Raw genomic sequence first — 14,249 nt, forward strand, 5'->3', positions numbered from 1 at the left:
CCAAACAGGGCATCAGGGGCAACATGAGTCAGGTTCCACTTCTGAATGAATTGGCATTGATCGCGGTCATCGGGGTATTCGTCACCCTCATCCTCTCCAAAATGAAGCTGCCCGCGGTGGCCGGGCTTTTGGCCTCGGGTGCTTTAATCGGACCTTATGGGCTGGGCTGGGTACGTTCGACCGAATCCATCGAAGTCCTCTCGGAAATCGGTGTGGTCTTTCTCCTCTTCACCATCGGCCTCGAATTCTCCGCCAAACGCCTGAAACATATTTTCGGTCAGGTCGCACTGGGCGGCTTTTTTCAGGTCATCCTCACGATAGTCGTGACTGTGGCCATAGCCAGCAGCCTCGGTATTTCCCTCTCGCACGGTCTTTTCTATGGTTTTGTCTTCTCGCTTTCGAGCACGGCTATCGTTTTAAGAGCCCTGAGCGAAAGGCGGGAGCTGGATGTTCCGCATGGCCGTTTTATTGTCGGAACCCTTATTTTCCAGGACCTTTGCGTAGTCCCCATGGTCCTGATCGTGCCCTTTCTGGTGAGCGAGCAATCGCAGCTCGCGGCGCTGCAGGATATCGGGATCGCTTTGGGCAAGGCCGTCCTGCTGGTTGGGATTTTGTGGTCGATCTCGCGCCACGTGATTCCGCGCTGGCTCAGTTGGGTGGACGCGAGTCGCAGTCGCGAGGTCTTTCTGCTCGCCATCCTGGGTCTTTGCATCGGCACGGCCTGGCTGACTTCGCTGGCCGGACTGTCCCTGGCGCTCGGTGCTTTTCTGGGCGGAATGGTGGTGGCGGATACGCAGTACGGTCAGCGGGCGATGGGCGATATCCTGCCCCTGCGTGATGCGTTTGTGAGTATCTTCTTCATTTCGCTCGGCATGCTCTTTCAACCGACGGTCCTGGTGCATGAGCCGCAGCTTGTGCTTTGGATGCTCTTCGGCCTGATCGTCGTGAAGGGTCTGATCGCCACGATATCCGCACTGATCATGAAATTTCCCGCGCGCGTGGCCTGGCTGGCCGGCGTGGGCCTCGCGCAATTCGGTGAGTTTGGTTTCGTCCTGACCAAGCTCGCCATCGATCATGGACTCGTCACCAGCGCCGATACGCAGCCGCTGCTCGCGGCGGGTGTTCTGAGCATGTTCCTGACGCCTCTTCTTTTACGCATGGCCCCGCATATCACCGCCGGTGAAAAACTGCTGGCACCTTTGGAAAGGCTCCTCGGCGTCCGCAGTATTGATGAATTCGATGAGGGTCGCGATAAGCCCGAGCATCATGTGGTCATCATCGGTTTCGGTCTTGCCGGTCGTGAAGCGGCGCGGGCTCTCGAACGCTGCGGCGTTCCCCATATCGTTTTGGAATTGAATGCCGAGATCGTGCGGCAGGCCAAGGTCCGCAAGCAGCCCGTCTTTTACGGCGACGCCACGAGTGAGGAAGCGCTGGGCCATGCGCACCTGTCCCGAGCGCGGCTTTTGGTTTTGATGATGGATGATCCGAAAGCGGCCCAGCGGGTGGTCGATACCGCTAAAAGAGTGGCGCCTGATGTACCGATTCTGATGCGGACGCGTTATCTGCGGGAAAAAAAGAGTCTTCTGACCTTGGGTGCGGCTGATGTCGTGGCCGAGGAAGTGGAAGGCGCGGTCGAGATGATAGCCCGCATTCTGCGTCTGCTCGAACAGCCGCGCAATGTCATCCATGATAGCGTTCATGCCGTCCGGCGTGATCTGCAGGAAAGCCCCAGGGCGATCAAGGTTCCGCGTCCCGAGCTGCAGGCGTCGGGCGGTATGGATGGCATCAAAATCGAAAGCATGCTGGTGCGCGAGAACGCAAAGGTGGCTGGAAAATCCCCGGTGGAATTGAAACTCCGCAGCACCACGGGCCTTTTGATGATAGCCCTGCGGCGCGGCCCGGAATTTTTCAGTGAACCCGATCCCCATAAACCACTTTTAGCAGGAGACATCGTGTATGTGGTCGGGTCCACGGCTGCCATCGAATCCGCGCTGCCTTTATTTGGTTAGGCGCGTGACTTAGTCGCGGAACTGTTTGGTCTTGATCAGGCGCGAGATATCATAGCCGTGTTTTTCCACAGCGGCTTTCAGAAGGTCCTGGTACACAGCATCATCAAGGGTTGGTGTGCGGCTCAGCACATAGAGCGAAACGCGATCAGGATCGCCGACCAGAGCCCACTGATAGTTGGGATCCAGCTCAAGGATCCAGTACTTGCCATTGGTGAGTCCATTGAAGAAGCTGACGTCCAGTTTCGAATTGGTTTCATCGACCGGCACAGCCTTGCCGGTGATGCTGATGGGGAAACCGCGCTCAGGATCGAGGATGCGGCAGAAGTTGAAGACCTTCACGCTGCCATCATCATTCAAGGAATATTCAGCCGTCACAGCCGTGCAGCCGGGCTGGAAGATCTGGGGCAGACGTGCGATCTCGTACCATTTGCCGAGGTACTGGTTCACATCCACAAAACTCACCGTCTCAAGTTCAGCTGCAGAAACAGTGGAGGCCTGAGCGCCGAAGGTCAGCGCGGCGGCGAATGCCAAGCGGGAAAACCATGTCATTTTCATGAGTGAACTCCTGGTTCTTGCACACGTTACTTTGATGCACAACTTATGCATCACTTTTTCCTTTATAGTCCCAATTTTCAGTTGTGTGCAAGGAAAGATAACACCCTGAGCGCACAAAATTGCGGCAGACTCTTCCCTTTAGCTGCTTTTTAGTATAGATAGGGGTGTCACATTAGCCCGGATTCACGGGCTGGTTTGGAAGAAGGATTGTACCCCATGGATATCAATAGCTTTTCCTGGATATTCGTTCCGACCATGATTTTCGGTGAGGCCATCATCCGTAAGATCACCGATCTGAAATCGGATAAGACTCATTATCCCTGGAAGGATCTGGCCATCAACTTTTCGATAGGCCTTGGCGATCGCATCGTGACCAATCTCTTCTGGACCGGCATCATGTTCTTCGCCATGAAGATGGTGGCTGAGCATGCGCAGTTCGCGGCCATTGATATGAATAACTGGTGGGCCTGGCCGCTGGCGATCCTTCTCTCCGACTTCGCCTTCTACTGGTATCACCGCGCCGGCCATGAGGTTCGCCTCTTCTGGGCCGTCCATAATGTGCATCACAGTTCCACCTTCTACAACTTTTCGACTTCGGTCCGCCTCTCATGGCTGGAAGGCCTTCTGCGCTGGCCTTTCTGGGTGATCCTTCCCCTCGCCGGTTTCAGCGCCGAAGTCACCATGGTCGCTTACATGGTCGTTCGTCTTTATCAGGTGCTTTTGCACAATGAATACATCACAAAATTGGGTTTCCTCGAATATATCCTGAGCACACCCTCGCATCATCGCGTGCACCACGGCCGCAATGAGCAGTATCTGGACAAAAACTATGGCGGCATCACGATTCTTTGGGATCGCATGTTCGGCACCTTCGCGGAAGAAGAGGAGAAGGTGGAGTATGGTCTTGTGAAGCAGCTGGAAAGCCATAACCTGCTGTGGATCAATACTCATGAATTCGTGAAGATCGCAAAGGATGTGAAGGGCAGCACAAAGTTCCAGCATGCGCTGTCCTATATCTTCGGCAAGCCAGGCTGGGCTCCCGCGGCTGCCTCTCGCGATGACAAACTTCCGAACGGCACCGCGCCTCAAACCGCCTGCTGATTTTCCTCGTCAGGACGCGCGTTCCCAATCCTCGGGATCGTCAGCGTCCTCCTCGAAACCACTCTTCTCTTTGTCTTTTTTCAAGGGCACGACAGCTGCTGCGGACTTCGCTGACTGAGCCTGGGCTTGAACCCCACGCCCGAGGATGACATCGGACAGCTGCTGCACGGTTCGATTCAACATCTCCGCCTCGGCCTCGAGCGACGTGGAAAAACTCATGGTTTCATGGGCCATATCGGAATTCAGGTGAGTGGCCGCATCCAGTTCATTCATGGCGCTCGTGATATTGTTCACGCCTTCCGCTTCCTCCTTGGCGGCGGTAAAGATTTCCTCCATCAGCGTCTTCACACTGCCGACCTGCTCCACGACTTCATTCAGGATCTCATCGCAACGATCGGCGATGGACACGCCGTTGGAGACTTTTTCCCGGCCTTTCTCCATCCAGCTGATGGCCTGGGCCTTGGACTGTTCAACGATCGCGTTGACATCGTTGCGGCTGGCATGCAAAAGACTGCTGATCTCGGTCGCGGCCACACCGCTCATACGCGCGAGGTTGCCAACCTCCTCGGCCACTACCGCGAAGCCCTTGCCATGTTCTCCGGCTCTGGCGGCCTCCACCGAGGCATTAAACGACAGAAGCTTGGTCTGAAAGACGATATCGTTGATCACGCTCGTGCGTTCTGCGATCTTGTCAATGATCGCTGCCGTCTGGCCTATGCGATTATTGTTATCGTGGATCTGTTCGATCATCTGGCCGATGGCGAATTCGATATCATGCATGGACTGACGCATGCGATCCATTTCCCGCTTGCCTTCGTTGGCGATCGCATAGCTGTTCTCTGCCTTCTGCGCCGAACTGCTGACATTATCCACGCTGCGGTTGACCATGGCGGTGATTTCATTCAAGGTCGCCACGGTTTCCTGGATGGCCGAAGCCTGTTCGGTCGCGGCACTGGATGATTTACCTGAAGTGTCGCGCAGCGAGTGGGCTGTTTTCACAGCCAGCCCAATGGAACTTTTCAGCCGCGTGGCCACCTCCTGCAACTCCTTACTCACCCGGGTCAGCATCAGGCCGGTCAGGACCAGGAAAATGACCGCAACAAGGGAAGCCATGGCTGCGAGCATCAGCACGGAACGGCGCGCGGGCTCCTTGATGACGGAAGTCGGAATCAGAGATTCAAGATACCAGAACGTTTCCGTCTGACCGAAGTTCAAGGCCTTGACGCTCGACAGATAGGTATCGCCGAGCACGACGGAGTCCTTCCCGCTCAGGCGCGCGTCATCAAGCGGCTGATAAGCGTCCTCTTTGACCTCGGTCATGGACTTGCCAATCCACTGCGACGAGCCTGAGAACGCGGCGACTTTCTTCGACTGCGACAGGAGCACAAGGCGCTCCTGAGGTCGACCCTGGATATGATGATCCAGAAGCTGCTGCAGAAAATCGAGCTTCACATCCGCGCCGACCACGCCCAGAAATTTTCCCCGCACCACGATCGGCACGATAAGGGAGGTCATCAGCACCTTGTTATAGATATAAGGATCCATGATCACTTCTTTCATGAGGCGCCGCGGAACCTGATAGTATTCCCCGGTCGGACCGCTCGCTTCATAATCGCGATTGGCTTCGCCTGTGATCTTTCCATCCGCCCCATAAAGCATGTAAAGCACGACGCGGCCGGTCGCGTCATGCAAGGGTGTGTTCGCATATTTCTGATCCTGCCCGTCAAAGGCATTGGGTTCCCACAGCGTCCAGAATCCAAGGACGTTGGGATTATTCCTGAGAACGACCGTCAGCACCTCCACCAGGTCCTGTCGGCTCAAGGGCATGTGATCGTGTTCTTTAAGCGACTGCAGAGTCTGCGCCAGAGTGCGAACCACATCGAAGGTGACGTCGAGTCTTCCCTGGATCTCGGTCGACGCGGCGGCCAGCTCCAGCTGCGCCTCGCCCCGGGAATTTTCCATCGAAATCTCGCCGATCTGATAGCCACCGATCAGACTGCTGATAAGTCCGGTCAGCAAAAGAGCCATAAGGCTTGTCGCCAGCATGCGAAACCGCAAACTACGCTGCATGTACCCATTCATTGCCATAGAGAAAGAGCTCCACTGCTTGTGAACTGTAGGAGGGTCTTCGGTTCACGAAGAGTAAAACTGTATCCAGGACTCTTTACGAAGGAGTAAGAAAGGCAGCGGCTGGCGCTGCCCCGGTCTGAATCATGAAGCCCGATCGAGGGTCTCGTTATCCTCGTCTTCAAACGAGCTTTCTTCAGCGATCTTACGGATATCCCGCACGTTTGCGGCTATGGCCTTGGGCTCGGATGCCGCGCTGCTCAAAGTTTCCGTCTGACCCATAATCACCGCTGACAGCTGCTGCACGGCTTGATTCAAATGTTGGGCTTCATCGCTCAAGGCCGTGGAGAAGCCCAGGGTTTCATGCGCCATGTCTGAATTCAAGTGAGTGGCCGAATCGAGTTCGTTCATCGCGCCTGTGATATTGTTCACGCCCTCGGCCTCCTCTTTCGCAGCCCTGAGGATTTCCTCCATCAGGTTTTTCACAGAGCCGACCTGTTCGACGACTTCACTCAGGATCTCATCACAGCGATCGGCTATGGCCACGCCGGCTCCCACTTTCTGCTTGCCGCTTTCCATCCAGGTGACCGCCTGGCTTTGCGAATGCTGAATGATGGCATGAACGTCCTTGCGGCTGGTCTGCAAGAGTGTGGCGATTTCCGTCGCGGCGAGTCCACTCATCCGCGCAAGGTTACCGACCTCCTCGGCCACCACCGCAAAGCCTTTGCCATGCTCGCCGGCCCGCGCGGCCTCGACCGAGGCGTTGAAGGATAAAAGCTTGGTCTGAAAGACGATGTCGTTGATCACGCTCGTGCGTTCCGCGATTTTATCTATGATCGCTGCGGTCTGGCCTATGCGCTGATTGTTTTCGTGGATCTGCTCGATCATCTGGCTGATGGCGAATTCGATATCATGTATGGATTGCCGCATGCGATCCATCTCGCGCTTCCCATCATTGGCGATCGCAAAACTGTTCTCCGCTTTCTGGGATGATGTGCTGACGCTTTCGACACTGCGATTGACCATGGCGGTGATTTCATTCAGAGTCGCCACAGTTTCCTGGATGGCCGAGGCCTGCTCGGTGGCCGCGCTTGACGATTTGCTGGATGTTTCCCGCAGGGACCTGGCCGTGTGAATTGCAAGGTTGATGGAGCTGCCGAGGCGCTTCGCCACATTCTGCAGCTCGCGACTGACCTGGGTCAGACTCCAGCTGCTCAGGATCAAGGATATGATGGCCACAAGGCCGCCAAGACCGACGAGCATCATGACCGCATTCTGAGCCGGCTTCTGTATTTTGGCTTTGGGAATAACGGACTCCAGATGCCAGGGCATCTCCGCTTTTCCGAAGTTGATCGTTTTCACGCTCGAAAGATTGATATCGCCAAGCAGCACCGAATCCTTGGTATTCAAACGTTCTGCGCTCAGGGCTTCGTAATGGTCCTCTTTCACTTCGCTGATGGTCTTGCCAATCCATTGCGGCGAACCCGAGAAGGCCGCGATCCTGTTCGCTTGCGACAGAAGAATGAGGCGTTCCTGAGGACGGCCCTGCAGACGTTCATTCAGAAGATTCTGCAGAAAGGCGAGACTGACGTCGGCCCCCACCACACCCAGGAATTTACCCTGCACCATCACCGGCACCACGATCGAGGTGATCAGCGTTTCCTTGCCGTTGACCGAATAAAGATAAGGATCGACGATCACTTCCTGACGAAGGCGGCGAGCCACAAGATAATAGTCACCTGCTCCCGGGGCTTCATAATCCTTCAAAGGTTCCAGGGAGACTTTTCCATCGCCGGCTTGCGCCACATAAGGAACGAAGCGTCCTGTAGCATCGTGGGCGGCATCGGCGCTTATGAATTTTTTATCCTGCCCGTCGAAGGTGTCCGGTTCCCAGGCCGTCCAGAGTGCGAGCACATTGGGGTTGTTTTTCAGAATGCTTGAAAGCGATTGAATCACATCGGTCCGCGTCAGGGGCATGCGATTCTGCTCGCGAAACGACTGCAGCGTCAGCGCCAGAGTACGGACCAGATCAAAGGTTCCATCCAGGCGTTTTTGAATATCCGTGGAGGTCGCCGTCAGTTCGAGCTGGGCCTGGGATCGTGAACCCGTCATCGAAAGGTCGGCAATCTGAAATCCGCCTATGGCTGTGCAGATAAAGCCAGTCAAGAGCAGTGAAACCAAACTCGTCAGGAGCATGCGGAAACGCAAACTGCGCTTTGTGTACCAATGAAAGGCCATGTTTCCTCGCAACGGCTATGGGTTCAGCTGCTTCTCTTTCGGATCGAGGGGAGAGTTTATAAGTTAACAATCCTGAAAATTTCGGCGGAAATGTTAACTTTCGCAATACGCAAAAATCAAGCAGCAGGCGAGGCGCGAAAGCTGAACCCTGGCCTGCGGATTGCAATGCATTGATCAGCTGATTGCAGCGTTTGGAAGGAGCTTACGCATGAAGATCTTGAAACCTTTTTCGAAGAACCATAGTGAAGGCAAAGTGGGCTGGATACTGCTCTGGCTTCTCGGTGTACCGCTGCCCATACTCGTGCTCTTCTACGTTCTGCGAGGCTGCACTTAAGGGGCCGGCCGGGGCCGGCCTGGATGCTTCAATCCCGGAAGGCTCCTGGATTTTTTCGCCAAACTTCCTCGTTCACGCTGGTCGCCAAAGCCAGCCACGCCACCATCGGCGCAAAGAGCAGGGCTGCAGGCCTGTCCACTTTGGCCGCATAATAGGTCAGTGCTGCTGAGTCAATCAGATTGCTCGCACTATCCACGAGACTTGCCTTGGCTTTCCTTTGTCCGAAAAAAAGCTTGGACCATACAGCATTCAGGCCAAGTTGCGCTGTCCAGAGTGACAAAGCCTTGCTGCGCGCCGGGCTGGGTGGAGCTTTCAGAAGACGGTAAGCCCCGACAGCTGTGGAGGCATAAAGAGCCATCCAGACCGGACCAAAAGCCTTTTTGGGCGGCTGAAACGCCGGTTTTTCCAGCTTATCATACCAATGCTTGGTGGCGCCTTTTTCAGGCGTTGGCGCCATCGTACGGGCGAGAGTGGCCGCCAGGACAGTTCCACCGAGCGCGACAGCCGCGCTCTGCCCGGTTGATAGATCGAAGTTTGTGGCTTTCATAAAGATACTCCCATCACGGTTTTATTCCGGAGGGGGATAAAGCAAATATCAAGCCATGAGGCCTCTGGGGTCAGGATACTTTTTGCAGATGGGGAGCTTCGACCACTGCGATCGCGCAGGGCACGCGGATGACGAATTTGGTGCCGACGTGATCCAGCGAGCCATACGTGAGGGTGCCCCCCAGATCCGAGACGCGGCTGCGCACGGCGGCAAGGCCTACGCCACGGCCACTGGTCATGGTCGCTTTCTGCGCCGTCGAGAGTCCGTCGTGGAAAATGAGTTCATAAGGTTCGTTCGGGTCAAAGGCTATCCCGCGGGATTTGGCCTTGGCGACCAGCCTCTCGACATCGATGCCGGCGCCATAATCTTCCAGCGTGATCTCCACGTGATCGTCGACGATGCGGGCATTCAGATCGATGCGGATCGGCTTTTTCACCAGCTGATGGCCGAAGGGCAGGATAAAGCCGTGATCGAGGCTGTTATTGAAAAGATGCAAAAGGATCTCGCGCAGATCGCTGACGACCTCGATATTCCAGTTCATCACGTGATCGTTGCAGCTGATCGCTTCGATCGGATAATTCTGGCTACGGATCGCATCCAAGCGTTCAGGCAGGACCTGGGCCAGGAACTGCATCAGGTTCCAGTTATGCAGATCGGTGACGTGCATGCCGAAGACCTGATCATAGACCTGCATGTATTCGCTGAAGCATCCCTCCATTTCCTTGAATTTCGGAATGAAGTTTTCGAGCTTCTGCTGGATATTATGGGCGGGCTCGACGATGACGCCCTCGCATTCATGAATGATCGCCGACAGCTGATCGAATTTCAAGGAGCGGCTCAGCCCCTTCATGGTATGCAGCATGCGGAAGACCAGCGTGTCGTTGAAATGACCCTGGATTTCATCTTTGATATGGCTGATATCCTTCTGCACTTCGGCGAAGTAGCCATCCAGGATGTTCTTGTCGATCGACACCATGCGGGTGAGGATCTGGATGAAACGCTTCTTCTGGACCTCTTCCTCTTCCAAGCGCCTTTGCAGGGCGCGGCGTTCGGTCACGTCCTTGGCCACGACCATGACCTGGTCCACATGATCGTCGGCGTTGGCCAGCGGTTTCCATTCCAGCTCGATATTGCGCGGGCCGGTCGGATAGAGCTTCACGATCTCATGGGGCAGATGATGGGTGTTGGCATCCCAAAGGAAGGCCTCGACATCCACGCTCGATTTCAAAGATTCGATGACGGTATTCTGCTTATCCAGGCTCATTTCGGTATTGTTGAAAAGCAGATCGTTGATGGTCAGATGAGACATGTCCGACTTTTTAATGCGGAAGATGTCCAGAAGGTGCTGGGAGTATTCATCGCCGATATGGAAGTGCTCGTCGAAGGTGAAGATACCCTGCTCGATGTTGACAAGGATGTCATCAACCTTCCTCTGCCGCTCGGTCAAGGAGCGCAGGGCCTTATGGAGTTCCGCTGTCCGGGCTTCCACCATATCCTTCAGGTTATTCTGATAATCAATGTTCTGCAGCGAAAGAGCCAGCGACTGCATCATGGTTTCCAGAAAATGGATATCCTCGGGCGGCAGCGGCGTATTCTCGTCCAGGACTCCGATGCAGAACACACCGAAGCGCTGGCCTTTCCAGATGACGGGAACGATGATTTCCCGCTGATTTCGCACGCATTCGCGCGCATCGAGCCATTCCATTTCCCAGCTGGCGTGATCGCCTTGATCTTCACTCAAGACCAGGCGCCGGACGTCGCCGGTCCTTTCATCCTGCTCCAAAAACCAGACATGCCGGGTTTCAAGATTGCTCAGTTCCTTCTGGATATGATGACTGGCGGCCTGCAGCGCATGGGTCTTTTCCAAGTGCTCGGACATCTGCTTGGTGGCGTTCAGGACGGCTTCCAGGCGATTTTTGAGGACCTGGATTTTGCGGAGGCCTTCGATGATGTGATTGGACTGTTCAAGTTCCTTCTTTTTCATCACGTTGATGCGGTCGGCGAGACCAAGGGACAGAAGGATGGCTTCCAAGGCGGAACCGATCTGACTGCCATAAGAGCCGATGACCATCGGCAGGGACAGAAGCCCCATGACCGAAAGCGAGCTTAACGCGATGAAAGTCAGGAACACCGACCAGGCGATGATATAGAAGACCGCCTGCCGGTTCTTTTTCATGGTCATGTAGACAGCAATACCGAAGGCATAGAAAGAGCTGAAAGCGCCGCAGGAAAAGCCGATTTTATAGGCGAGCCCAAGGGGCAGGGCCATATTCAAAAAGCCAAAGGTCGCTGTGGTATACATCACCACGCGATTGATGCGGGCGAGTCGCGGCGCGTTTCGATCCAGATCGACGAAGAGATGCAAAAAGCCTGTGCTGAAAGCGCCTACAAAGCCGCCGCTGACGGGCCAGCATCTTTGAATCATCCACTGGCTGTCGCCCCAGAAATACATGGCGCCGACGCCGGTCCAGGACAGATAGAAGAAAATGCTGGAGGTCAGAAAACCAACATAGGCAAGGTATGCGCGACTTCGCGTCGAGGCGAAGATGAAGGCGTTGTAGAGAAGGATCGCAAGGATGCAGCCAAAGTATACGCCGAACGCAGGTCCATCATCAGACGCATGCTCACGCAGCGTGTCGGCCTCCCAGATCTGCAGTGGCAGCGTCACGGTGCTGCTGGATTTCACCCGCAGAAAATAGGTCTTCGTTTCCCCGGCCGCGATCGTCGTCGGGAAGGCGAAGTTGCGATATTTGAGCCAGCGCTCTTCAAACGGGCGCATATCCCCGGACAGGGTTTCCTCGAAACCGTCCGCGCCGGCATCATAGAAGGAGATTTCATCGAGCAGGGGATAATCAATCTTCAAGGCCACCGTCCGGTCCTGCTCCGATGGGTTCTGGACGGCAAAACGGAGCCAGATGGTCGAGGCCGTGTAGCTGAAAGCCAGAGAACGCTTGGGATTAAGCTTGAATCGCTTGAACTGGGGTTTGCTGACCTGAGCCAGCGTGCGCTTACTGAATTTATCCTCGTAGTAATAAATATAGGGCGCCAGATCCGAACCCTGTTCATGTTCAGACAGCGTATAGACCCGGATTTCATCCTGCGCCTGCGCCAGCGCGGGGCGCGTCAGGACGAGGAAGAGGGTCTGAAGGATGATGAACCAGCTGAATCGCAACAAAATGCACCCTTTGCCAAAAATCATAGGACCCCTCTTTTTCGGTTTTCAGCTGCGTTCATGAAGGGGGGCGACTCAAACTTTTTTTTCCGCCAATCAAATCGGATGCCTTGCCAGGATTCTGACCCAGAAGTAAGAGGTGAAATGCAACTCTGGTGTATACCGGTAATCACCTTTATGAGTCACCGGAAATCCGCAGTTAAAAAAATTGATCCTGAACACGGCCCGGCCGATAGAAGACCTGCGCATATATCTTTTTGAGAATAGAATGACGAGGCTGTTGAAAACTCTGCAGGTAATTGGGTTCTGGCTTTTGCTGGTGACTCAGGCTCTTGCCTCGTCTTTTGAAGTCAAAGAAGGCGCCGATTGGGACGGCGAGGCGATCGGATCCCATGTGGAATATCGCGTTATACCCCGCCATCCGCGGAGTTTTACAGAGATTCAGGATCTTTTGGAACAAGGCCCGAATATCCTCTCGAACGAAGCTGTCTTGAACTACGGGATGACGCGCGACACCATCATCGGTCGGTTTTCGATCACAAGCGACCGTGATCGCGAAGTCGTCATGCACATCGACTATTTCTTTCTCAGTCACTTCAATCTCTATATCCGAACGCCGGATGGCTGGAAGGAAAAAGAAGTGGGCCTGAAGGCCCCCTATTCCCGAAGGGATTTGAAGACCCGCAGCTATACCATCCTCGTCCCGCTCAAAGCTGGACTCAACGAATTCTATTTCAGCGGCTTCGGCAACACGAGCGTTCAGATGCCGATCCGCATCTGGTCGCCTGCCCGTTTCTATCGCCATGAAAGCTCGGTGCGAAGCTTTGTGGATGTTATCCTGGGCGGGCTCTTCATCATCCTCGTCTATAACCTTTTCATCTATATCAGTCTGCGCGAGCCCATCTTCCTCGTTTACACCTGGTTCATCGCCGCCCATCTTTTCTATCAGATCTTCGCTCTCGGCCTGCTGCCGGAACTCAGCTATGAATGGTTCGGCATGAATCTGACGGTGGATTATCTGGGGTCCATCTGCGTCTGTGTCGTCGTGCTGGCCACCATGATCTTCATTCCCCAGTTCCTGGATATACCGCGCGCCTCGCCTCTGGCGACCTGGGTGCGGGGCGTGGGCTGGGCCTGTGTCCCCACCATAATCCTGGCCCCGGTCCTGACCTATGCATCCACCTATGCCTGCATCCTGATCGCAACGGCCGCGATCTTCGTCTGTCTCTATGCGGGCCTCGTTGAGATTCGCAAAGATCATGCGAAGACCTATGTGAAGATCTACATGGTGGCCTGGATCATCTATATGCTGGGCGCCAGCAGCCAGATCGCCAATTTCATGGATCTACTGCCGCTGAATCTTTTCACCAAGTACAGCCAGGTGACGTTCCTGAGTCTGAAAATCTGCCTCCTGTCCCTGGCGCAGGCCAATAAGCTGAAGGACTTCAAGACCCGCATGCATGCCGAGCAGAAAGCCAAGGCGCATAGCTACGATCAGCTGACCAAGGTGTTCTATCCGCATCAGCTGGGGATGATCAAATCCGGTTTTCAGCTGGAGGAGACCATGCCCACTCATGATGGCGAAGCGTGCGTGATCAGCTTCGACATCATTTCCAGCTCGACCATTCAGCATGAGAAGGCCAAGGATTTTTTCCATCGCGTGTTCCAACGCTGCAACGAGATCATGATGGAAGGTTATGATGGACGCGAGCTGCAGGCCGGCGCCTACCGCATCAAAGAGCTGGGCGACGGCTTTCTTTGCAGCGTGGGATATCCTTTCCGATCCACACATAGCTCGATGGCCCAGGGCGCCTATGAACTGGCTTTGAAATTCCATGCGGCCTTCCAGGAGGAGGTGCGGCTCTTCAATTACGGCGAGCCTATCCACTGCGGCATCGGGATTGCCATGGATTCGATCGCCGGTTTTTATCCCGCTACCGGCGTGCGGGAGTATGACCTTTACGGTCGCGCCATCATCCTTGCGACCCGCTATGAGGCCATGCGCAAAGTCCTTCTGCGGCATAGCGCGCGGCAGAGCATCCTCAGCATCCAGGAACGCGTGTTTCGGCATCTGCACGACAGCACCCAGGCCTCGCTCGAAATCTTTGATCTGAAAGCGCACCATGAGGTTGTGCGCGATGATCCGGATGCTCGCAAAGTCTATTTCCAAATCCTCGCGCACGAGGAAACGCCCGAGGCGCTGCGCCAGGGAGCGTGAAGTTCCGC

Annotated in this window: 9 protein-coding genes; 4 read left to right on the forward strand and 5 right to left on the reverse strand. The window is 55.2% G+C overall.

Annotated elements, in window-relative coordinates; all coding sequences use genetic code 11:
* Positions 1–23 precede the first annotated feature (23 nt).
* On the forward strand, positions 24–2,009 hold the full coding sequence (locus VFO10_RS29710; RefSeq protein ID WP_325145660.1) for a cation:proton antiporter: 1,986 nt from the start codon (positions 24–26) through the stop codon (positions 2,007–2,009).
* A 9-nt stretch (positions 2,010–2,018) separates the two neighbouring features.
* On the opposite strand, the gene VFO10_RS29715 is transcribed toward VFO10_RS29710, so the two are convergent.
* Entirely contained in the window at positions 2,019–2,564 is a 546-nt protein-coding gene (locus VFO10_RS29715; protein WP_325145661.1) for a lipocalin family protein, read from the reverse strand.
* A gap of 216 nt (positions 2,565–2,780) precedes the next feature.
* On the opposite strand from VFO10_RS29715, the gene VFO10_RS29720 reads away from it, so the two are divergent.
* On the forward strand, positions 2,781–3,665 hold the full coding sequence (locus tag VFO10_RS29720; RefSeq protein WP_325145662.1) for a sterol desaturase family protein: 885 nt from the start codon (positions 2,781–2,783) through the stop codon (positions 3,663–3,665).
* Between the two features lie 9 nt (positions 3,666–3,674).
* Here VFO10_RS29720 and VFO10_RS29725 read toward each other — a convergent pair whose 3' ends face one another.
* Together VFO10_RS29725 and VFO10_RS29730 are read right to left on the reverse strand one after the other, a co-directional pair.
* On the reverse strand, positions 3,675–5,735 hold the full coding sequence (locus VFO10_RS29725; RefSeq protein WP_325145663.1) for a methyl-accepting chemotaxis protein: 2,061 nt from the start codon (positions 5,733–5,735) through the stop codon (positions 3,675–3,677).
* Between the two features lie 141 nt (positions 5,736–5,876).
* On the reverse strand, positions 5,877–7,970 hold the full coding sequence (locus tag VFO10_RS29730; protein WP_325145664.1) for a methyl-accepting chemotaxis protein: 2,094 nt from the start codon (positions 7,968–7,970) through the stop codon (positions 5,877–5,879).
* A gap of 208 nt (positions 7,971–8,178) precedes the next feature.
* Between VFO10_RS29730 and VFO10_RS29735 the strand changes: the two genes are divergently transcribed.
* Positions 8,179–8,304 carry a hypothetical protein gene (locus VFO10_RS29735; protein ID WP_325145665.1) on the forward strand — a complete coding sequence of 42 codons (126 nt, stop codon included), beginning with the start codon at positions 8,179–8,181 and terminating at the stop codon, positions 8,302–8,304.
* A 28-nt stretch (positions 8,305–8,332) separates the two neighbouring features.
* On the opposite strand, the gene VFO10_RS29740 is transcribed toward VFO10_RS29735, so the two are convergent.
* Both VFO10_RS29740 and VFO10_RS29745 read right to left on the reverse strand, forming a co-directional pair.
* Positions 8,333–8,851, reverse strand: coding sequence for a TspO/MBR family protein (locus tag VFO10_RS29740; protein ID WP_325145666.1), 519 nt, complete (start codon positions 8,849–8,851; stop codon positions 8,333–8,335).
* 70 nt (positions 8,852–8,921) lie between these two features.
* The gene (locus VFO10_RS29745) at positions 8,922–12,026 is read right to left on the reverse strand and encodes a 7TM diverse intracellular signaling domain-containing protein (RefSeq protein WP_325145667.1); all 3,105 of its coding nucleotides are present in this window, start codon (positions 12,024–12,026) and stop codon (positions 8,922–8,924) included.
* Positions 12,027–12,291: 265 nt separating this feature from the next.
* Here VFO10_RS29745 and VFO10_RS29750 point away from each other — a divergent pair, with 265 nt between their 5' ends.
* Positions 12,292–14,241 (forward strand): 7TM diverse intracellular signaling domain-containing protein, encoded by a 1,950-nt coding sequence (locus tag VFO10_RS29750; protein WP_325145668.1) that lies wholly within the window; start codon positions 12,292–12,294, stop codon positions 14,239–14,241.
* Positions 14,242–14,249: the final 8 nt, after the last annotated feature.

Source organism: Oligoflexus sp. (assembly GCF_035712445.1).
In the GTDB taxonomy this organism is placed as follows: Bacteria; Bdellovibrionota_B; Oligoflexia; order Oligoflexales; family Oligoflexaceae; genus Oligoflexus.

Bases quoted from the DNA above. Each gene is read 5' to 3' on its own strand.
- VFO10_RS29720 (WP_325145662.1), top strand. From the start codon at position 2,781: ATGGATATCAATAGCTTTTCCTGGATATTCGTTCCGACCATGATTTTC.
- VFO10_RS29715 (WP_325145661.1), bottom strand. From the start codon at position 2,564: ATGAAAATGACATGGTTTTCCCGCTTGGCATTCGCCGCCGCGCTGACC.
- VFO10_RS29725 (WP_325145663.1), bottom strand. From the start codon at position 5,735: ATGCAGCGTAGTTTGCGGTTTCGCATGCTGGCGACAAGCCTTATGGCT.
- VFO10_RS29730 (WP_325145664.1), bottom strand. From the start codon at position 7,970: ATGGCCTTTCATTGGTACACAAAGCGCAGTTTGCGTTTCCGCATGCTC.
- VFO10_RS29735 (WP_325145665.1), top strand. From the start codon at position 8,179: ATGAAGATCTTGAAACCTTTTTCGAAGAACCATAGTGAAGGCAAAGTG.
- VFO10_RS29750 (WP_325145668.1), top strand. From the start codon at position 12,292: ATGACGAGGCTGTTGAAAACTCTGCAGGTAATTGGGTTCTGGCTTTTG.
- VFO10_RS29740 (WP_325145666.1), bottom strand. From the start codon at position 8,851: ATGAAAGCCACAAACTTCGATCTATCAACCGGGCAGAGCGCGGCTGTC.
- VFO10_RS29710 (WP_325145660.1), top strand. From the start codon at position 24: ATGAGTCAGGTTCCACTTCTGAATGAATTGGCATTGATCGCGGTCATC.